The organism is Methylococcus sp. ANG (assembly GCF_040730495.1).
Taxonomy (GTDB): domain Bacteria; phylum Pseudomonadota; class Gammaproteobacteria; order Methylococcales; family Methylococcaceae; genus Methylococcus.
This window is the reverse complement of record NZ_CP160399.1, coordinates 1,065,082-1,085,162: the sequence shown is the minus strand read 5'-3', so window position 1 is coordinate 1,085,162 and position 20,081 is coordinate 1,065,082. Positions and strand designations below refer to the sequence as shown.

Sequence of the window (20,081 nt, the reverse complement as noted above, 5' to 3'; positions counted from 1 at the left end):
ATGTTCGCCGAGCTGCATGCCTTGAGCAACTTCAGCTTCCTGCGCGGCGCCTCGCATCCCAAGGAACTGGTCGCCGAAGCGGCCCGGTTGGGCTATGCGGCGCTGGCGCTCACCGACGAATGCTCGCTGGCCGGCGCGGTGCGCGCCCATGCCGAGGCCAAGACGCTCGGCTTCAAGCTCATCATCGGCGCCGAATTCCGTCTGGGGGACGGCCCCAAGCTGGTGCTGCTGGCGATGGACCGCCGCGGCTACGGCCAGCTCGCGGCCTTCATCACCCTGGGCCGGCGGGCGGCGGAGAAAGGGGAATACCGGCTGCTCCGCCATCAGTTAGAAACCCACGGGCTCGACCATTGCCTCGCGCTCTGGCTGCCGGAAGACGCGCCGGATGCCGAAACCGGCGCCTGGCTGGCACGGCTGTTCCCGGCCCGCTGCTGGATCGGCGTCGAGCTGTTCCTGGGCGGAGAAGACAGACGCCGCCTCTCCACCCTGCAGGCGCTGGGCGAGCGGCTGGGGCTGCCCCTGGTTGCCTGCAACGACGTCCACATGCATGCCCGCGAGCGCCAGCCGCTGCAGGACACCCTGACCGCCATCCGTCTCGGCCAGCCGCTGGCGGAACTCGGCTACGAACTGTTTCCGAACGGCGAGCGCCATCTGCGCCCCGTCGAATCCCTGGCGCGGATTTATCCGCGGGCACTCCTCGAAGAATCGCTGCGCATCGCCGAACGCTGCCGGTTTTCGCTGGACGAGCTGCGCTACGAATACCCGGCCGAGCTGGTGCCGGACGGCTACACGGCCATCGTCTGGCTGCGCGAACTGACCCGGCAAGGCATGGCGCGGCGCTGGCCGGAAGGCGCGCCCGACAAGGTGCGGCGGCAGGTCGAGCACGAGTTGGAACTGATCGGCGCCATGGCTTACGAGCCGTTCTTCCTGACCGTGCACGACGTGGTCGAGTTCGCCCGCAGCCGCGGCATCCTGTGCCAGGGCAGGGGATCGGCGGCCAATTCGGCGGTGTGCTATTGCCTCGGGATCACCGAGGTCGACCCGGCCCGGCTCGACCTGTTGTTCGAGCGCTTCATCTCCAAGGAGCGCAACGAGCCCCCCGACATCGACGTGGATTTCGAGCACGAGCGGCGCGAGGAGGTCATCCAGTACATCTACCGCAAGTACGGCCGCCACCGGGCGGCGCTGGCGGCCAGCCTCGTCACCTACCGCATCAGGAGCGCGGTGCGCGACGTCGCCCGCGCCCTGGGCTTTTCGCCGTCGCGGATCGATGCCGTGGCGCGGGTGCTCGACCGCCACGGCGTCGCGGAGACGCTGCCCGAGCGCCTGGCCGAAGCCGGGTTCGCGCCCGAAAACCCGGCGGTGCGGCGTCTGCTGGCCCTGGTACAGACGCTGGTGGGTTTTCCCCGCCATCTGTCCCAGCACGTGGGCGGCTTCGTCATCGCCGCCGAGGATCTGTCGCACTGGGTGCCGGTGGAGAACGCCGCCATGCCCGAACGCACCGTGATCCAGTGGGACAAGGACGACCTGGAATCCTTAGGCCTCCTCAAGGTCGACGTCCTCTCCTTGGGCATGCTGACCGCGATCCGCAAGGCGCTGGGCTACGTGGGCAAGGGCCTGGGCCGACCGTTAGCGCTGGCCGACATCCCGCCGGAAGACCCGGCGGTGTATGAGATGCTGCAGCGGGCCGACAGCATCGGCGTATTCCAGGTGGAATCGCGGGCGCAGATGAGCATGCTGCCGAGGCTGCGGCCCAAGAGCTACTACGACCTGGTGATCCAGATCGCCATCGTCCGGCCCGGACCGATCCAGGGCGACATGGTGCATCCCTACCTGACCCGGCGGGCTGGGCTGGAGCCGGTGTCCTATCCCAGCCCCGACGTGGAGAAGGTGCTGAAGCGGACGCTGGGTGTGCCGATCTTCCAGGAGCAGGTGATGCAACTGGCCATGGTCGCCGCCGGATTCACGCCGGGCGAGGCCGACCAACTGCGCCGCGCCATGGCCGCCTGGCACCGCAAAGGGGGGCTGGAGCCGTTCGAAAAGAAGCTGATGGACGGGATGCGCGAACGCGGCTACGAGGAGCGCTTCGCCCGCCAGATCTACCGCCAGATCCAGGGCTTTGGCGAATACGGCTTTCCCGAGTCGCATTCCGCCAGCTTCGCCCTCCTGGCCTACGTCTCGGCCTGGCTCAAGTGCCACCATCCCGCCGCCTTCGCCTGCGCCCTCCTCAACAGCCAGCCGATGGGCTTCTACGGCCCCTCCCAGCTCATCCAGGACGCCCGCCGCCACGGCGTCGCAGTGCGCCCGATCGACGTCAACCACAGCGACTGGGATTGTGCGCTGGAGCCGGGTGACTCGCCCGTTCCGGCCCTTCGGCTGGGTCTGCGCCTGGTCAACGGATTTTCGTCCGCTGCGGCACGACGCCTGAGCGAAGCCCGCCGGCAGGGACCGTTCCAAAGCGTCCAGGACCTCGCCAGCCGCGCCCGCCTCGAGCGCCGCGAGCTGGAGGCACTGGCCGCCGCCGACGCCCTGCGCGGGCTCGGCGGCCACCGCCACCGCGCCTTCTGGGAAGCCGCCGGCGTAGAGACGCCGACCCCGCTCCATGCCGAACCGCAATTCGCCGAAGCCGCGCCCCTGCTGAGGAAACCGGGCGAAGCCGAGGACGTCATCGCCGACTACGCCGCCGCCGGCGCCAGCCTGCGCCGCCACCCCTTGAGTCTCCTACGGGAACGGCTGGACCGCCACGGCTTCCGCACCGCCGAAGCGCTATGGCAGGTGAGGAATGGCGCCATCGCCCGCGTCGCCGGCATCGTGGTCTGCCGCCAGCGCCCCATGACCGCCAACGGCACCACCTTCGTCACCATCGAAGACGAAACCGGCCAGATCAACCTCATCGTCTGGCCCGCCACCGCCCAGGCCCAACGCCGTGCACTGCTGCGCGCCCACCTCCTCGCGGTATCCGGCACCGTGCAGCAGGAAGAAGGCGTATTGCATCTCGTCGCCGGGAGGCTGGAAGATATCGGAAAATGGCTGGACGGGTTGGTGGTAAAGTCCAGGGATTTTCAGTGATGGTCAGAAATGGAAGGTAACATGCCCAAGCACCCTGCCGTTATTTCTGTGGACTGTTCTCGATGTTAGATGTCCGTTAGGCATGGCCACGGGCTCTGGGAATTGGCCATTGCCGGTGACGGTTTATACAAAAACGCACCGTTTACAAACCGGGTGCGGACGGAAATTGGCCCACCCATTCATGACCCCGAGCTCGAGGTAGCGGTAGGGACCGTATGCGCCGTTTCAGCTCTCCGCCTCGTGTATGGCCTCGTCCTGATCCTTCGCCAGGTCCGCGTCGAGAAAAGCCCCGCATTCGGGTACCGCCATCCGGAATTGGGAAGTGACGTCGATGTCGACTTCCGCCTCGCGCATGATGAAGTCCAGCACGTGGCCGCCGACGGTTTCGGCCTTGTCCAGGAAATGCACGTGGTAGCCGGCGACGTTGACGCCCTGGGTGTAGTCGGGGAAGCGGAAGCCCACCAGGGTGCCTTCGAGGTTTTCGTATTCGAACTCCGGCTGCCGGCGGGCGACTTCGACCAGGGGCGGGTAGGGCTTGTGCTGGCGGGGCACGGTCCGGACCCGGATGTGATCGAAATGCGCCCGTACCCGGATCGCATAGAAGATGTTCTTGCTGGGCGCGGCCTTGTCGACGGCGGCCTGGAATTGCTTCCAGTCGATCGGATCGGGCCAGGCCACCTGCACGGTCGGGTCGAACAGCGTCACCACCGCAAACGGCGTCTTGGCCGTGGGCGGCACCGGATACGCCTTGCCGTCCGACTTGATCTGGAAGAACCGTCCGTCGAGGGCGATCATCTCGCCATCCAGCGCGTTGAAGGTGCCCAGGCCGAAATCGCCGCGCCCGGCCAGTTCGCCGTAGGTCGTATCGCCGTCGTAGACGCCTTCCATCAGCGCACCGATGGTGGAGGCCTGGAACACCTCATTGTCCTCGCGGCCTAGCGGGTGGAACAAATCGCCTTTCTGCTGGTGGCTGCGGAAGGCTTGGATGAAGATGTCGTCGATGGCCATGGGGTCTCCTCGAGTTCAGTGTTGGGCAGAGGCGTTGATCGCATCGACCAGGTCGGCGTTGTCGCTGTAGTCGATGGGGACTTCGATCAGCACCGGGGTGTCGGCTACGAGTGCCTGTTTCAGCACCGGGACGACGTCGTCCGCGGATTCGATCCGGTAGCCGGTCGCGCCAAAAGCTTCCGCCAGCTTGACGAAATCGGTGGGGCCGAATTCGGCGCCGAAGCTGCGCCCGTAGTCGCGCATCTGCAGGCTGTGGATCAGGTTGTAGCCGCCGTCTTTCCAGACAACGTGCACGATCGGTAGTTTCAGCCGCACCGCGGTTTCCAGTTCCATGCAGGTCATGAGGAAAGAGCCGTCGCCGGAGACCGAAACGACCTTCTTACCGGGCCGGGCCAGGGCCGCGCCGATGGCCCAGGGCAGGGCGACGCCCATGGTCTGGTGGCCCATGCTGAACAGCAGGTGGCGCGGAGCGTAGCAGAAGAAATAGCGGGCCATCCAGATTTCGTGGGCGCCAACGTCGCAGGTCACCGTCACCTCGTCGTCCAGCGTGGCCCGCAGGTCGTGGATGAAGCGCAAAGGGTGGATCGGCGCCCCGGCAAGCGCGGCGCCGCGGCCTTGTTCCTCCAGCAGGCGCCGCCGCGCCTCGGTCACGGCGGGGCGTTCGGCAGGCGCTCTGATCTGGAGGTGGCTGCCGAGCGCGTCCAGGTTGTCTGCGATGTCGCCGAGCAGTTCGGCCGCCGGGCGATAGGCCCGGTCGAGAGTGGCGGGCAGGGCGTCCAGGTGGATCACCTGTGACCGGGGCGAAACCCAGGCGGAGGGCTCGTATTCGATCGGGTCGTAGCCGATGGCGAGCACCCGGTCGGCCTGGCGCAGCACGTCGTCGCCCGGTTGGTTGAGCACGTAGCCGACCCGGCCGACGAAGTGTTCCACCAGGTCGCGGGAGAGGGTCCCGGCGGCCTCGAAGGTCATGGCCACGGGCAGCGGATGGCGGCTGAGAAACCTGCGCACCGCGTCGGCCACGGGGGGCGTGCCGGCACGTACGCCGAGCAGGATGGCTGGGTCCTCGGCCGTGTCAAGCAGGGCCGCGGCGCGTTCGATGACGTTGTCCGGAGCCGTTCCCCAGCAGGCGGAGTCGGGTGGAGCCAGGGCTTGGACGGAGACCGGCGCGGTGAGCATGTCGTTAGGCACCGAGACGTGGACTGCGCCGCAGCGCGGCGCCTGTGCGACGCGAAAGGCGTTGACCAGGATTTCCGACACCGTGTTTGGTTCCTCGACCTCGACGCTCCACTTGGTGATCGGCGCGAACAGGCCCACCGAGTCCAGATTCATGTGGCTTTGCTTGAACTGCACGGCCCGCGGCACCTGGCCGGTAATGACCACCAGCGGATCGCGGTCCTCGGTGGCGGTCGCGACGCCGCAGACGGCGTTGATGAGGCCGGGACCCGAGGTGGTCAGCACCACGCCGGGCTGGCCGGTGATCCGGCCCCAAGCCTGGGCCATGAAGGCCGCGCCGGTCTCGTCCCGGCAGACGATGAAGCGGGGGCCGCGTTCGGCCAGCACGTTCAAGATCGGGAGTATCGCGCCGCCGGGCACGCCGAAGACGTATTGGACATCTAGCGCTTGGAGGGAGTCGACCAGCAGGTCGGCGCCGGTGCGGGGCATTGATGTTTCAGTCATGGCTGGGTTCTCTGAATGCGTCGGTCGTTAAGGGAGCAAACGGGGTCGCACGGAGTGCGCCCGTAGGGTTTGCGGCAGGAAAGCCGCAAAACAGCGTAACCAAAGAAAATCCGCCCGACAGCCGCGAAAGCACTTGCGCTTCTACGAAAACCATCCATGGTTTTCGCCCTACGGGCCAGCCTACGGCTGTTCAGCTTTGCTCCTGGCAAAGTTGTCGCTTACCAAGAGGGGTCGACAGAAGGGGCTTCCATGCCCCTCTGTCGACGCGCCGCCTCCTTGCGGCGCCCCTGCGGGCTGATCCGCTTGGTAAGCTGCGATGCTCGGCGCGGCTGAACGGGATTCAAGATCAAAAGCGGCAACGGCCATGCTTCGTATGAATTACTCAGCGTTACTCCCAGTCAGCCGGGCATAAGCCGGGGTCCACATCCGTTCGTCCACCAGACGTTCCAGATCGGCATCGCTGGAGGGCGCTGCGATGCCGGCGGCGATGGCCTCCTTGGCGACGGCCAGCGCGATCCGGCGCGACACACTGCGGATGGCTGTCAGGGGTGGAAGCAGTGGCGCATCCGGGTCGGCTGCTGCGGGGGAGGCGTCGGCCAGCGCCTGGGCCGCGGCCATGAACATGCCGGGGGTGACCCGGCGCGCGTCGGCGGCCAGGATGCCGAGCCCGAGTCCCGGAAAAACATAGGCGTTGTTGCATTGGGGGATGGGGAAACTGCGTCCTCCCCAGGCAACGTCGGCGAAAGGGCTGCCGGTGGCGACCAGCGCACGGCCTTCGGTCCAGGCCAGGATCCGTGCCGGCAGCGCTTCGCAGCGGGAGGTGGGGTTCGACAGCGGCAGGATGATGGGGCGGAGCACCTGGCCGGCCATCGTTTTGACGATCGTTTCGGTGAAGGCGCCGGCCACGCCGGACACGCCGATCAAGATGGTGGGTTTCGCGTTGCTCACCACCTCGGCCAGGCCGATGCAGTCAGGCCGGTCCAGCCGCCAGCCGGCGAGTGCGGAAGACGGCTGCACGAAGGCCCGCTGGAACGGCGGCAGGCCGGAAAGCCCTTCGCGCAGCAGGCCGGGCCGGTCGACCAGGAAGAAGCGTGAGCGCGCCTCGGTTTCGGACAACCCCTCCCGGACCATGGCCGCGCACAACTGCTCGCTGATGCCGCAGCCGGCGGAACCCGCGCCGAACACTACGATCACCTGGTCCCGCAGCCGAGCTCCCGTGGCCTTGACCGCCGCCAGCACGGTGCCGGTGGCGACCGCCGCCGTGCCCTGGATGTCGTCGTTGAAGGTGCACAGCCGGTCGCGGTAGCGCTCCAGCAGCGGACCCGCATTGGCCTGGGCGAAGTCTTCCCATTGCAGCAGTACGTTCGGGTAGTGCCGCGTCACCGCCTGCACGAAGCGCTCGACGAAGGCGTCGTATTCGGTGCCGCGCACCCGCGGGTGGCGCCAGCCCATGTACAGCGGGTCGTTCAGCAGGTCCGGGTTGTCGGTGCCGACGTCCAGCAGCACCGGCAGGGTGCGGGCGGGGTGGATGCCGCCGCAGAGGGTATACAGCGCCAGCTTGCCGATCGGGATGCCCATGCCGCCCGCGCCCTGGTCGCCCAGGCCGAGGATGCGCTCGCCGTCCGTCACCACGATCACGTCCACGTCGCGCTGCGGGGTGTTGGCCAGCAGTTCGTCTATGCGCTCGCGCTCGGGGTAGGCGATGAACAGTCCACGCGGATGCCGGTAGATGTGGCTGAACCGCTGGCAGGCTTCGCCCACCGTCGGCGTGTAGACGACGGGCATCGTCTCGCCGATGTAGTCCTGCATCAGCCGGTAGAACAGCACCTCGTTCTCGTCCTGCAGAGCGCGCAGATAGATGTGGCGCTCCAGCTCGGTCGGTTTGCTGCGGAACGCCTCGTAGGCCCGTTCGACCTGGGTGTCGAGAGTGTCGACATGCGGCGGCAACAGGCCGAGCAGGCCCAGTTCGCGGCGTTCCTGTTCGGGGAAGGCCGTACCCTTGTTGAACAACGGGTAATTCAACAGCAGGGGGCCCCTCAGCGGGACCCTCCAGATTTCCTCGCCGGTCTGCGGATCGCGGGTGATTTTGAAGTCGATCATCGAAGCGTCCTTAACGTGGGCCAATCCGGAGGCTCGCGATTCCGAGATAGATTTCCACCAGGAAGACGAGCAGCGCCACCATCAGCGCCGCCATGGCCGCGATGAACAGCAGCGCGATCGCCGCGCCCAGTTGCGCATCGGAAATGCCGCCGACGAACAGGATGCCGACGACGGTGCAGATCAGCAGCGCACTGATCGTGCAAAGCGTGAGCGCGGCGCCGATCAGCCGGGCGCGCCGCCACAGAATCCTGAGTTCCACATGGGCGTACGGGCGCATCTTCTGGTCGAGATTTTCCAGGTTGTCCTCGAGTTGGCGCGCCCGGTCGATGCAGCGGGAGAGGCGGATCGTCATCACCGACAGCACGGCGCCGATGCTGGTCAGCAGGAACACCGGCGCGACGGCGAGCTGGATGACGTGGGCGACATCCTCGATGTTGATCAGGAACCGCATCGGCTATCCCCTAGTCCCGGTATTCGAGTCCGAGCCCGGGCCGTTCTGTGACCCGGAGCCGGCCGTCCTTGAGGATGAAGCCGCCTTCGGCGACGTCGCGGGCCAGGTCGAAGCTGCCGTCCAGGTCCAGGTAGCGGGTGGCCGGGCAGGCGAGGGCGGCGTGCAGGGCGGCGGCGATGCTGATGCGGCTCTCGTCCATGCAGCCCCACATCAGCGCGATGCCCGCCGTTTCGGCGATCACGGCGATGCGCAGCGCCGGGGCCAGCCCTCCGCACTTCATGAGCTTGATGTTGAAGATGCCGCAGGCGGCGGGCGGTGCGGCCAGGGCGAAGGCGTCGGCGGGGCTCAGCAGGGATTCGTCGGCGGCGACACGGCGGCGCACCGCTTCCGGCAACGCCCGCAACCAGTCGGTCCGCTTCGCCGGGAACGGCTGTTCGACGAATTCGACGCCGAGTTCCTGCCCCAGCCGGTCCAGACGGAGCAGGCCGTCGAGATCGTAGCTCTGGTTGGGGTCGACCCGCACGATGGCCCGCCCGGTCAGCGTTTCGTGCAGCCGCCGCAGGCGTTCGAAGTCTTCCTCCTCGTCGCCGCAAAGCTTGACCTTGAGCATCCGGAAGCCGAGGCCGAGGTATTCGCGCGCCTCGGCCAGCGTTTCCTCGACCGGCTTGATGCCGATCGTGACCGAGGTCGGCAGACTGTCGTGGGTGCGCCCCAGGACTTCGACCAGGGGCAGGCCGAGCCCCTGGGCCAACAGATCGTGCAGCGCCATGTCCAGGGCGGCGCGGGCGGCCGGCGCGGCGGGCAGGCGTTCGCCCAGCTCCCGGCAGAGCCTGGGCAGAGTCCGGATGTCCCGGCCGATCAGCCAGCCGAGTCGGTCCACGCTCAAGGCGGCACGGCAGGCTTCCAGGGTTTCGCCGGTGACGTGGTGTTCGGGGGAGGCGGCGCCCAATCCGAGCAAGCCGTCCGCGGTGTGGATTTCGACGATGAGATTGTCGACTTCGTCGACCGAGCGGAAGGCGATGCGGTAGGGACGCGTCAGTGGAAAATGTTCGGTCCGCACCCGGATGTCGGCGATCTTCATGCGACTTCCTTCCGGTCCAGCAACGCCCTCAGCGGCGGCAGCAGCTCGGTTACACCATCTTCCAGCGGGCAGACGACCGGGATGTCCAGGGTCCGGGCCAGTCTGCGCTGCGCTTCCCGCAATGCTTCCGGGCTGGAATCCCGTCCGTTCAGGCTGACGCCCAGCACCGGCACACCATAGTGTTCGATCAGCCGGATTTCGTCTTCCACGGGAGGAATCCGGAAACGGGGGCCCTCGAAGCCGTCGTAGCAGCGCCGGCCGGGCGCGTGCTGCAGGATGACGCCCGCCGCGGCTCCGGACAGCAGCAGCTCCGCCCCGCAAGGCCCGCTCGGGTTGCGCAGGGCGGACTGTCCTTCCAGGAGGATGAGATCGGGCCTGGCTTCGCGGTAGCAGCTCAGGATGGCGTGCTCCAGCTCGCCGCTGACGAAATCGTTGGGGATGGCGTCCAGGATGAGCCCGTGCCGACCGCCCTGCATCCAGCCGGTCTGGCCGGTGTAGATCATCTCGGCCCGGACGCCGTCCGCGTTCAGAGCCTGGGTCAGCAGGCGCGCGGTGGTGCGCTTCCCCAGGGCGCAATCGGTGCCGAGCACCGCGATCCGCGGTGCGACGACGCCATGGATCTGGCCGGTCCAGAAGCGCAGTTCGGCGACCGGTTTGGGCCTGCGCAGGTCGAGGATTCTGGCGCCGTGGCGGACCGTTTCCGCCGCGATTTCCGGATCGTCGCCGGCGAGGTCGTGCAGGCCGTTGACCAGCGACAGGCCGGCTGCCGCGGCTTCGAGCAAGGCTGCGCGCAGGGTTTCGGTGAAGCGACCGCCGTGGGTCGCCATGCCGACGATGGCGACAGCGGGGCGTCTTCGCCCCCGAGCCAGCGCGGCTTCGATCGAGGCGAACACAGGGATGTTCCGCGGCCGTCCGTCGAGCAGGGTGCCGGCGTCGTGGCCGGCGCAGGCCGGATCGATCACGGCGACGATGTCGAAGCGGTCCGTGCCGCGGACCAGGCCATGGGCCACTTTGCCGTGGACGTCCCCGAAACAGCCGTGTGCCAATATGAGGGCGGGCGACCTCTCCAAACTCGAACTCCTCCAATGAGCATGACGAAAGATGCCCATCATATACCGGGACATGGCACGAATCGGTGAAATCTTGCCCCAGGACCGGCCCCGGAATGCTTGTCATGAATCCTACAAATTCCGCCTAATACAGAAGGGATGTGCGCTGCCGGCACCAAGGCGTTGGGCGCAATGTATTGAATTCACTGAGGATGTCTTGCTTCCCGATGATGGCATATCGGTTGCTTGATGTTTCTTCGAGAGTTTTCCATGCGTCCCTATGTAAGGAGGTGTTCCATGATCGGCTACGGATTCATCGACCAGGACTATTGCAAATCGGTCATCCCCAGCGTCCCCGCGAAGGAGCAGGAGACAGCGGCGAAAGACCAGGAGGAATACCCCTTCTACATCATCCCGGCGCCGCCGGTTCCGGGGCGGACCTCGTGGAGCGTGGTTCCGTGGTAGGAGGCGAAGCCGCCAACCCGTCCCTCGCGGAGCTTCTGCGCGAGGACGTCGGCTGCGTGTTCGAGCGCGATCCCGCGGCCCGCAGCCGGCTGGAAGTCATGCTGACCTATCCCGGCGTCCACGCCGTGCTGCTGCACCGGCTCGCCCACCGCCTGTGGCGCGCAGGACATCGGCTGAGCGCACGGCTGTTGTCGGCGTTCGCCCGCTGGCTGACCAACGTCGACATCCATCCCGGCGCGACCATCGGCCGGCGCTTCTTCATCGACCACGGCGCCGGCGTGGTGATCGGCGAGACCGCCGAGATCGGCGACGACGTGACCCTCTATCACGGCGTCACCCTCGGCGGCACCTCGTGGAACAAGGTCAAGCGCCATCCCACCCTGGGCAACGGGGTGCTGATCGGTGCGGGCGCCAAGATTCTGGGACCCATCGTTCTGGGCGATCAGGTCCGCGTCGGCGCGAATTCGGTCGTCATCAAGGATGTGCCGGCCTACTGCACGGTGGTCGGCATTCCCGGCAAGATCGTGCAGCCCAAGAGTTCGCGCAAGGCCGACCCGCATGGCATCGACCTGGACCATCATCTGATCCCCGACCCGGTCGGCAAGGCGGTGCAATGCCTGCTGGACCGGATCGAGACCCTGGAAGACGAACTGGTGAAACGGCGTGTCGAAGCGGCCCACGAATGCAGGCAGTGCGAAGGCGAGGCGGTGTGCAGGGAACCCGCGGAAGCCGAATCTTGAATCAGGAATATTTTTGAGGAGGACGGCATGAGCAGCGACACGCCGGCAAAGACCCAGCACTGTTCCTTTTGCGGCATCGAACAAGGCAGGGACACCCCGCTCATCGCGGGCATCGAGGGCCAGATCTGCGAAGCCTGCGTACGGCTGGCCGAACAGGTCGTGACCAACTGGGGCCGCAAGCGCTCGATGGCGGAGCTGCACGGCAACGTCCCCAAGCCGGAGGACATCAAGCGCCATCTCGACCAGTACGTGATCGGCCAGGAGCTGTCCAAGGAAATCCTCTCCGTCGCCGTCTACAACCACTACAAGCGCCTCCGCCACGAGAGCCGCGAGATTCTCGGGCTGGCCGGGGACGACGCCGAGGTCCAGGTCGGCAAGTCCAACATCCTGATGATCGGGCCGACCGGCACCGGCAAGACCCTGCTGGCCAGCACCTTGGCGCGCATCGTCGGCGTGCCCTTCGTGGTGGCCGATGCGACCACGCTCACCCAGGCCGGTTATGTCGGCGACGACGTCGAGAACATCCTGGTCCGCCTGCTGGAGGCCGCCGACGGGAGCGTCGAACGGGCCGAGTGGGGCATCGTGTACATCGATGAAGTCGACAAGCTGGCGAAGAGCCCGGAAATGGCGATCAACACCCGTGACATTTCCGGCGAAGGCGTGCAACAGGCGCTGCTCCGCTTCGTCGAGGGCAGCCAGGTGAAAGTGGCGGCCCGCGGCCGGCGGCGCGAAGGCAGCGGAGGCGGGGAAGAGGTCACGATCGACACCCGCAACATCCTGTTCATCGCGGGCGGCGCGTTTCCGGGGTTGGAAAAGCACGTGGAGAAGCGCATCGGCCCGCCGCGCGGCGAGATCGGTTTCCACGCGCCCATGCAGGACGCCAAAAGGCCACCCCTGGAGGAATTGCTGGCGGAAATCCAGCCCGAAGACCTGCGGCGTTTCGGCCTGATCCCCGAGTTCATCGGCCGTTTCCCCGTCATCGCTCCCCTGGAGCCGCTGGACGAAGCGGCCTTCGTCCGCATTCTCACCGAACCCCGCGACGCTTTGGTACGGCAGTACCAGAAGCTGTTCGCCTACGAAGGCGTCGAGCTGGTGTTCACCGAGACCGCGATCCGCCGCATCGCCGCGCGCACCATCGAGCGCGACACCGGCGCGCGCGGCCTGCGCAGCATCATCGAGCACATCCTCCGACGGCCGATGTTCGAGATTCCCTCGCAGCCCGACGTACGCCAGTGCGTCGTCGACGCCGACACAGTGGATGGGAAGGGTCCCGTTACGCTGGTCAGGGCAAATGAGGAGCCGGGGGAAGCGCGGTTGGCGGCAGGCGAAGTCTGATCCTTTTGCGGCGCCAGGGGGCGTTCGGCCGCCCATTCCGGTGATACCCTAAGGCGCCATGGCCGGCCCGCTTTCCGCATCCGAAGAAAGTCATCTTTCCCGTAACGTTGCCCTCGCGGGGCACAGCACCAATCTCGTCGGCATTCCCACGGGACTGCTCGCAAGTCCGGATTTCAACCAGCATCCCCTGCCACTGCGCATCCATGGTACGCGCGAGGCCAACAGCGGCCTGTTCGCCAGGCTGGGCGACTGCGGGAGCCTTGCGGAAGCGGGGGACGTGTTCCAGGACTACATGAGCGTGGTGTTCGGTTTCGAGGAGGAGCAGCGCCTCGGCGAAGACCGGCAGGGGCGGCGGCGGTTCCGGGGCAGTTATCTGCGCCTGCTGCAGGACTGGGGCTTCAATTCCAACAATCCGCAAGGGGCGGTGCTGAAGGGCTGGGTCGAGAGCCGCTTCGGCTTGTTCCCCACTTTCCACAAACAGCCGCTGACCGGTTTCGCCACCCCGGCCTGGATGAGCTATGTCGAAGAGAAAATGGCGAGCCGCTTCCACAACAACTGCATCTATCTGCAGCTCGACCTGCTTTTCGAGTTTTGCCAATGGGCGATCGCAAAGTTCAAGGCGCCGGCGCGCCGCCACATCAGGCTCTATCGCGGAGTCGACAGCGTCGGCGAATTCTGCACCCTCGGTGCCGGCAACGGACGGGAAGTCCTGGTGTGCCTCAACAACATCGTCTCTTTCTCCAGTGACCGGACGCATGCGGGGCAGTTCGGCGCCTATATCCTCGAAACCGAGGTGCCGGTCGTGAAACTCCTGTTCTTCAACGACCTGCTGCCGCGCCATCCCTTGCGCGGAGAAGCCGAGTATCTGGTGATAGGCGGGAATTACCGAGTTAGGCTTACGGTATGACGCAGATAAGCCGGTGCATTTGGATAAAGGCTGGCTTATGATAGGAAAAAACCTCACGATGCCGGGAGCGGCCCCTTCCATGAATAAGACCATTCCTTCGGTGGTATTGGCGTTTTCCCTGGTGTATCCCGGCATCGATGCCCACGCCGCGAAAGAGCCGGCGCCCTCGATCGCCCCGGCGGCGCGGCCTGCCGAACAGGACGAGCTGGCTCTGTTCCGCGCCAGTATCCGGATGGAAAAACGGGAGTTCGTTGCCGATGCGATGGACCTGGACGAGGCCCAGGGCAAGAAATTCTGGTCGATCTATCATCAATATGAAGCCGATCTGATGAAATTGAACGAGGCCCGCTACGCCTTGATCAATGACTATGCGGCCAATTTCGATACCATCAGCGAAGCCAAGGCCGACGAACTGGTCAGGGCGGCCCTGAATTTCCGCAAATCGCGGACGGCTTTATTGGAAAAGTATTACGGCAAGCTGGCGAAAGCCCTTTCGAAAAAGATCGGCGCGCGCTTTCTGCAGGTGGAGAACGTTCTGCAGGGCGCGGAGGACGTGGAAATCGGCGCCTCTTTGCCGTTGATGCCGAAATCGCGCTAGGGAATAAAGGGGGCCGGCGAAACATCGCCGCGGCAGTTGTCGCCCCAGGGTAACGGACTACAATAGAGCCACCGATCCAAGCCGACGGCTTCGGGCGATACCGGCTGCGGTACGTGACCGAGGGGGAGGGCGCCGGCTCATGTCAAAGGGGGACACGCTCATGTTCAAGCAATTCGCTCGAGGGTTCGTCTGCATCGTTCCGGCTTTGCTGCTGGCCGCCTGCTCTTCGCGCACCGTGGCGCCGAGGAAGGACGCGCCGGTTCAGGCCGTCCCTTCCGCCGAATCGGCCACGTCCCAGGATTTGGATTTCCTGCCGAAGAGCCGGCCACGGGCGGAGTACATGACCCGTTATCTCGGCGGCCTGTTTCCGCGGTACCCCGCGCTCGAGCCCCAGGTAGCCTTCTGGCGCAAAGTCTATGCGGAGTGGGGCCGGTCCCAGGTCGCCCTGCACGACAACCGCCACATGGGCCTGGTTTACGAGGTCGTCGACCTGCCGGGGGAGGCCAGTGGCGGCTTCACGCCCAGCCAGAAAGCGTTGGTGCAGGAGCGGTTCGATTACTGGAAATACCGCTTGCGGAGTCTGGAGGACAAGCTGGCATCGCGGGCGCCGCTGGATGCCACCGACCGGCAGCTGGCCCGGCAGATCGGCGAGCAGGCGGACGTCCGGACGGCTATCCGGGGTGCTGCCGAGCGTCTTCGCTATCAGCGCGGTCTGCGGGAGCGCTTCAAGCGCGGGTTGGAAATCAGCGGGCGCTACGACGAGCATTTCCGCCGCATTTTCCGCAACGCCGGCCTGCCCGAGGAACTTGCGTTCCTGCCCCACGTGGAATCCTCGTTCCAGGCCAATGCGAGGTCCTCCGCGGGTGCGGTCGGCATCTGGCAGTTCACCGCCGGGGCCGCCAAGACCTTCATGAACGGGCAGGACAGCGTTGCCGCGCGTCTGGACCCGATCGCCTCGGCCCACGGCGCGGCGAGTTATCTCAGCCACGCCTACGGCAAGCTGGGGAGCTGGCCGCTGGCCGTGACTTCCTACAATCACGGCATCGGCGGAATGCAGAAGGCGAAGAACACCTACGGGCACAACTTCGAACGCATCGTCCAGGATTACGACCATCCGTTGTTCGGTTTCGCCTCCCGCAACTACTACGCGGAGTTTCTGGCCGCGGCGGAGATCGCCGGCGATCCGGAGCGGTTCTTCCCGGAAGGGGTGGATTACGAAAGTCCGCTGGATCACGCGCCCAGCCCGTTCAGCGTGGCGGGCGGTCCTCCGGCGCGGCCTTCTCGGCAGGTTTCGCACAAGGCGCCGGCCAAACCGGCGAAAGCGAGCCATGTCCATTACGCCAAGTTCTCCAAGCCCTTGCACGGCAAGGCCGGACGTCCGCCCTTGGCCGTGAGTACCCGTCAGGCTGCAAAAACCAAGACCGCGCGTCCTGCCGCCGCAACGGCCAGGAGCGGAGAAAAACTGCGTCTTGCGCGTTCACGCTGAGCCTTGGCGGCGAGTTTCGAGGGCATGCCAGGGCTTGGGATGGCAAGTCCATCCCCGATCCTTTAGGATGCGGCGTCTAGACAAGACGCGGAGTGCATCATGGCATTTTTTGGCAGCTGGCCGGTTTCGGGCGGCAGCGGATTTCTCACACCTGCGGTACACGGCGCGGACGATGCGGCGGGCGCGGGCTGGGTCGGGCTGCTGGAGAGCGCGCTCGATTCGACTACCCGTTTTTTCGACGGCGGCGGTACGTTCGAATTCCTGCCGGGGCTTTCGGCTCTCGCTCCCAACATCCATCCCCTCCTGGTGCATTTCCCGATCGCCTTCCTGAACGCGTTTTTCCTGCTCGACCTGATTGCCGTGGCGTTGCGCAAGAAAGAACTGCGCGTGGTCGCGAGCTGGATGCTGTACCTGGGAACTCTGGGCGCCGTCTCGGCGGCTGCGGCGGGGCTGTTCGCGGCGGCTTTCGTCCCCCACGGCGAAGCGGTGCACGAGATCATGGAATGGCATAAGCGGCTGGGTTTGACGGTCACCGGTCTTGCCCTCGTCCTCTCGCTCTGGAGGCTGATCGCCCGCTACCGGTTCTCCGGCATGGCCAACGCGTTTCATCTGTTTCTGGCGGGTCTCATGGCGACGGCGATGTTCTTCGGTGCCGACCTGGGTGGATTGATGGTATACGAGCACGGCGTGGGCGTGAAAAACCTGCAGTCCGGGGAGGCTGCGCACCACCACGAACACGGCGGCGCCGAGCCCTAGGAGTCAGGTACCGCGGCTGCTCAGGAACGGCAGCAGCACGCCGCAAAGCAAGACCAGGGCGCAGCCGGCGAGTGCCGTCCCGTCCGGAACCTTGGCGAACCATAGCCAGCCGAAGGCCAGATTGAACACCGGCGTGGCGTAGCTCACGGCGCCGACCAGGGCCGCGGGGGATGCCTGATAGGCCCGTGTCATCAGGACCTGCGCCCCGCTCGCCGCCAGGCCGCAAACGAGGAGCAAGGCCCAGGCTTCCCCTTCCCGCGGCGGCGTAAATCCCACGAGTCCGAACCAGGCCAGATGCATCGGTATGGCGACCGCGCAGAAATAGAACACGACCGTGCCGGGCGGATTGCTGCGTCCGGCGCGTGCGACCATCAGATAGGCGAGGGCGCTGAGGAGGCCCGAGCCCAGTGCCATCAGCCTGCCCAGCTCGTCGGAGACGCCCGCGCGCGGCATCAGCAGGAGGTACAGGCCGGCCAGCGAACCGGCCAGCGCGGCCCAGATCCAGCCGTTGTTCCTCTGGGCGAGCACTTTCGGGCCGAGCAAGGCCACGAACACCCCGCTGCTGGCGCCGAGAAATGCCGCCTCCCCCGGTCCGATCCGCTGGATCGAGATGAAGGAAAGAATCAACGCCAGGGAGCCGAACAGGCCTCGCAGCCACAAGGATAGGCGCATGTCGCCGAGCAGCGAAGGCACCCGCGAGCGGATGAGCGCGGGAAGCAAGAGGATGGCGAGGTTGACGACGATCCGGAAGAAACTCACCGTCATCGCCGGCAGTTCGGGATGCCTGACCCCGAGCGCGTAGACCGAGACGCTCATCAAGGAAAACAGCAGGGAGGCGAACAGCATGGCCCAAAGCCCCCGGACGTTCCGCGGCTTCGACGAAAGCATCCGCGGGTTCAACCTCGGCGAAACAAGCCGTCGCGGGCCCCGGATTGAATCCCTCGAGAATTAACACTATATTTCCGCGGGTTTTTCAATCGGGCCGATCCAACGGCCGCATCGCGTTTTTGACGACAGGACTCGACAAGAACAATAAACATGACGATCGACAAGAGAAAACTGATCCGTTACGGACTTCCCGCCATCCTTCTGATCTCGGCCGTTTTTGCCGGCGAACTGATGCTCGAGGGCCTGATCGAATTCGCCGATCTGTTGCTCGAGCTGTCCCAGCACGTCCTGACCAGCTTCTACTCGAAGGTGTTCGAGCTCGATCATCTGGAAGCCCAGCACAAAGCGGCCTGGACCAGCATGATCACCTTCATCATCGTGCTCATCCTGACCATCCGGAAACTGGCGCCGAAAGTCGCCCGCAAAATCGAGGAAGGAAAGGACTGGTACAAGAACCGCCGCGAAGCCGTCCGCGCCTGGTGGCGCGGCCTGGGTTGGTTCAAGAAGGCCACGTACCTGGGTGGCGGCGTGGCGGCACTGGCCGGTCTCGCGATGATTCTTTGATCCTAAATTTCTCTGTTGAACCCGCAAAAATTCCGTTCGCCCTGAGCTTGTCGAAGGGTGAACGGAATTTTTACCCTCACCCGTCGGGTGAGTCTCCGGATACCGTTCATGGTTCGACAAGCTCACCACGAACGGTTTCCAGTGAGCGCTCAACAGAGGAATATAGGTTGATTTTCGCCTACTTGACCAGTTCGAACTGGGCCGGCCAGTCGCGGTAATTGAAGACCTGGCCGGTTTCGCGGACGCGGGCGATGGAGCCGAGGTCGATTTCGGCATAGACCCATTGCGGCCGGTTCAGCTCGCCGATCGCGAGGATGCCGTCGTCGGGATAGCCGTAATCCACCGGCGTATAGATCGCTGCCGCTCCGACGTTGACGTCCACGGCCTCGGACCAGGGTGCCGATCCCACGGTCGGCGACTGCACGACATAGCACTGGTTTTCCAGTGCCCGCGCCTGACAGCCGATGCGCACCCGGTGATAACCTGCCACGGTATCGGTGCAGCTCGGCACCAGTATCAGGTTCGCGCCCATTTCCACCTGCCTGCGGGCGATCATGGGGAATTCGCTGTCGTAGCAGATGTTGATGCCGATCCGGCCGAATTCGGTGTCGAAAGTGCGGATTTCCTTGCCCGGCGAGATCAGCCACTGTTCGTTCTCGAACCGGGTCATCTGCAGTTTGTCCTGGAATTCCGGCGTGCCGTCCGGGCAGAAAAGGAAGGCGCGGTTGCGGTAGCCGCCGTCCGGCTGGCGCACCGGGAAGGAGCCGGCCAGGATGTAGATGCCATGCTGCTCCGCCAGATCGGCATAGAGCATCATGAAATCGGGCAGGACCGATTGCATTTCCGCCAACTGGCCCGACAGGCTGCGGTAGACCGCCTCCGGGAACAGCGAGGCCAGCTCCATGCTGAAGTATTCCGGGAACACCAGCATCCGGGCGCCGTTGCCGGCGGCCTCTCCTACCCAGCGCCCGGCCTTTTCCTGATAGGCCGCCCAGTCGCCGAGGAAGCCGATGTCGTACTGGGCCGCGGCGAGAAATAACGGCTTCATCGGGCGGAATCCTCCTCTAACGTAAAAGTCGCAGCAGCCTTAATCGCCCTTTGGGACAAATCTGCCGGGAGCAGATTTGCATTTACCCGAAGGGTGCCGGGCAGGAGAGCCCGGCATGATTGGGACGGGGTGAGGGAACGATCATGGCGAGCAGTCGCGCTCATGCGATACATCCCTGTATCGCACCCTTCGGGCGCTACGCGTGCAAATGGGCCTTCCTGCCGATTTGTCATCGTTCAGTGGGGCTGGTCGCCTTGATCGTTAGCGGCTTGAGCCAGAACACCATGGGCTTCTCCGTCTCCTCGGCCTGATCGACGTCCTTCCAGGCATAGGTGGTGACGAGTTCGGGGTGTTTGACGTAGCCGAACCGCGTCCAGATGGCATCGAGCGGCACGTAGTCGGCGGGCCTCAAGGGATGATCGTCCGGCCGCTGCACGCAACAGAAGCTGCAATAGTCGAACCTTCCCAGGCGGCGGGCGTGGCCTTCGCGGCCTTCGAAGAACCGCTTGTAGATGCCGCGGCCGCGGTATTCCTTCAGGAGCACCGATTCGGCGCAGTAGAAGATCCTGGCCGGATCGTAGCCGTGCTCGAGGAAGGGGCGCTTGAATTCCGGCGTTTCGTCCTCCATCGGCAGACCGGTGGAGGCGCCGATGGCGCGTTCGCCGTCCAGGGCCAGCACCACCACGCTCTCCGGCGACTCCACATAGGTCTGCAGGTAGCGTTCCTCGTACTCCGTGGTGCCGTCGTACAGGTAGGGGAAATCGCGGAATACCTCGATGCGCAGCCGGGCCAGATCGGGAATGTACTTCCCGATTTCGGGTCCGGACAGGGTCTTGACGGTGATCGCTTCGCTCATGGC

18 protein-coding genes are annotated in these 20,081 nt (G+C 65.5%); 9 read left to right on the top strand and 9 right to left on the bottom strand.

Translation table 11 applies throughout. The features are described 5' to 3' along the window. Positions 1 to 3,069 (top strand): error-prone DNA polymerase, encoded by a 3,069-nt coding sequence (locus tag ABZN20_RS04995; protein ID WP_367026956.1) that lies wholly within the window; start codon positions 1 to 3, stop codon positions 3,067 to 3,069. A 225-nt stretch (positions 3,070 to 3,294) separates the two neighbouring features. Here ABZN20_RS04995 and budA read toward each other — a convergent pair whose 3' ends face one another. The 6 genes from budA to ABZN20_RS04965 all read right to left on the bottom strand — a co-directional run bounded on the left by budA (position 3,295) and on the right by ABZN20_RS04965 (position 10,456). Continuing rightward, the gene (budA, locus tag ABZN20_RS04990; protein WP_367026955.1) at positions 3,295 to 4,077 is read right to left on the bottom strand and encodes an acetolactate decarboxylase; all 783 of its coding nucleotides are present in this window, start codon (positions 4,075 to 4,077) and stop codon (positions 3,295 to 3,297) included. Positions 4,078 to 4,092: 15 nt separating this feature from the next. Then, positions 4,093 to 5,754: an acetolactate synthase AlsS gene (alsS, locus tag ABZN20_RS04985; protein WP_367026954.1), complete on the bottom strand. Its 1,662-nt coding sequence runs from the start codon at positions 5,752 to 5,754 to the stop codon at positions 4,093 to 4,095. Between the two features lie 378 nt (positions 5,755 to 6,132). Continuing rightward, the gene (locus ABZN20_RS04980) at positions 6,133 to 7,854 is read right to left on the bottom strand and encodes an NAD-dependent malic enzyme (RefSeq protein ID WP_367026953.1); all 1,722 of its coding nucleotides are present in this window, start codon (positions 7,852 to 7,854) and stop codon (positions 6,133 to 6,135) included. Positions 7,855 to 7,864: 10 nt separating this feature from the next. After that, positions 7,865 to 8,305 carry a DUF2721 domain-containing protein gene (locus ABZN20_RS04975; protein ID WP_218806683.1) on the bottom strand — a complete coding sequence of 147 codons (441 nt, stop codon included), beginning with the start codon at positions 8,303 to 8,305 and terminating at the stop codon, positions 7,865 to 7,867. Between the two features lie 10 nt (positions 8,306 to 8,315). Next, positions 8,316 to 9,386, bottom strand: coding sequence for a dipeptide epimerase (locus tag ABZN20_RS04970; protein ID WP_367026952.1), 1,071 nt, complete (start codon positions 9,384 to 9,386; stop codon positions 8,316 to 8,318). Beyond that, on the bottom strand, positions 9,383 to 10,456 hold the full coding sequence (locus ABZN20_RS04965; RefSeq protein ID WP_367026951.1) for a DUF1611 domain-containing protein: 1,074 nt from the start codon (positions 10,454 to 10,456) through the stop codon (positions 9,383 to 9,385). The genes ABZN20_RS04970 and ABZN20_RS04965 overlap by 4 nt, the downstream gene beginning before the upstream one ends. 276 nt (positions 10,457 to 10,732) lie before the next feature. Between ABZN20_RS04965 and ABZN20_RS04960 the strand changes: the two genes are divergently transcribed. From ABZN20_RS04960 to ABZN20_RS04930, 7 genes are all read left to right on the top strand, one after another. Next, positions 10,733 to 10,900: a hypothetical protein gene (locus tag ABZN20_RS04960; RefSeq protein ID WP_218806685.1), complete on the top strand. Its 168-nt coding sequence runs from the start codon at positions 10,733 to 10,735 to the stop codon at positions 10,898 to 10,900. Beyond that, positions 10,894 to 11,640 carry a serine O-acetyltransferase gene (gene cysE / locus ABZN20_RS04955; protein ID WP_367026950.1) on the top strand — a complete coding sequence of 249 codons (747 nt, stop codon included), beginning with the start codon at positions 10,894 to 10,896 and terminating at the stop codon, positions 11,638 to 11,640. Before ABZN20_RS04960 ends, cysE begins: the two co-directional genes overlap by 7 nt. A 27-nt stretch (positions 11,641 to 11,667) precedes the next feature. Further along, positions 11,668 to 12,975 carry an ATP-dependent Clp protease ATP-binding subunit ClpX gene (gene clpX, locus ABZN20_RS04950; protein WP_367026949.1) on the top strand — a complete coding sequence of 436 codons (1,308 nt, stop codon included), beginning with the start codon at positions 11,668 to 11,670 and terminating at the stop codon, positions 12,973 to 12,975. Between the two features lie 58 nt (positions 12,976 to 13,033). Beyond that, a complete protein-coding gene (locus ABZN20_RS04945; protein WP_367026948.1) occupies positions 13,034 to 13,882 on the top strand; it encodes an NAD(+)--dinitrogen-reductase ADP-D-ribosyltransferase in 849 nt (282 codons plus the stop codon). Positions 13,883 to 13,961: 79 nt separating this feature from the next. Continuing rightward, positions 13,962 to 14,480, top strand: coding sequence for a hypothetical protein (locus tag ABZN20_RS04940; RefSeq protein ID WP_218806689.1), 519 nt, complete (start codon positions 13,962 to 13,964; stop codon positions 14,478 to 14,480). A 160-nt stretch (positions 14,481 to 14,640) separates the two neighbouring features. Then, a complete protein-coding gene (locus ABZN20_RS04935) occupies positions 14,641 to 15,966 on the top strand; it encodes a lytic transglycosylase domain-containing protein (RefSeq protein WP_367026947.1) in 1,326 nt (441 codons plus the stop codon). Positions 15,967 to 16,065: 99 nt separating this feature from the next. After that, on the top strand, positions 16,066 to 16,722 hold the full coding sequence (locus ABZN20_RS04930) for a DUF2231 domain-containing protein (protein WP_218806691.1): 657 nt from the start codon (positions 16,066 to 16,068) through the stop codon (positions 16,720 to 16,722). A gap of 3 nt (positions 16,723 to 16,725) precedes the next feature. On the opposite strand, the gene ABZN20_RS04925 is transcribed toward ABZN20_RS04930, so the two are convergent. Then, positions 16,726 to 17,610, bottom strand: coding sequence for a DMT family transporter (locus tag ABZN20_RS04925; protein ID WP_367026946.1), 885 nt, complete (start codon positions 17,608 to 17,610; stop codon positions 16,726 to 16,728). A gap of 150 nt (positions 17,611 to 17,760) precedes the next feature. Between ABZN20_RS04925 and ABZN20_RS04920 the strand changes: the two genes are divergently transcribed. Next, positions 17,761 to 18,174, top strand: coding sequence for a hypothetical protein (locus ABZN20_RS04920; protein ID WP_367026945.1), 414 nt, complete (start codon positions 17,761 to 17,763; stop codon positions 18,172 to 18,174). A gap of 178 nt (positions 18,175 to 18,352) precedes the next feature. Here ABZN20_RS04920 and ABZN20_RS04915 read toward each other — a convergent pair whose 3' ends face one another. Together ABZN20_RS04915 and ABZN20_RS04910 are read right to left on the bottom strand one after the other, a co-directional pair. Continuing rightward, on the bottom strand, positions 18,353 to 19,222 hold the full coding sequence (locus tag ABZN20_RS04915; protein WP_367026944.1) for a carbon-nitrogen hydrolase family protein: 870 nt from the start codon (positions 19,220 to 19,222) through the stop codon (positions 18,353 to 18,355). 229 nt (positions 19,223 to 19,451) lie between these two features. Next, positions 19,452 to 20,078 (bottom strand): GNAT family N-acetyltransferase, encoded by a 627-nt coding sequence (locus ABZN20_RS04910; RefSeq protein ID WP_367026943.1) that lies wholly within the window; start codon positions 20,076 to 20,078, stop codon positions 19,452 to 19,454. Positions 20,079 to 20,081 lie beyond the last annotated feature (3 nt).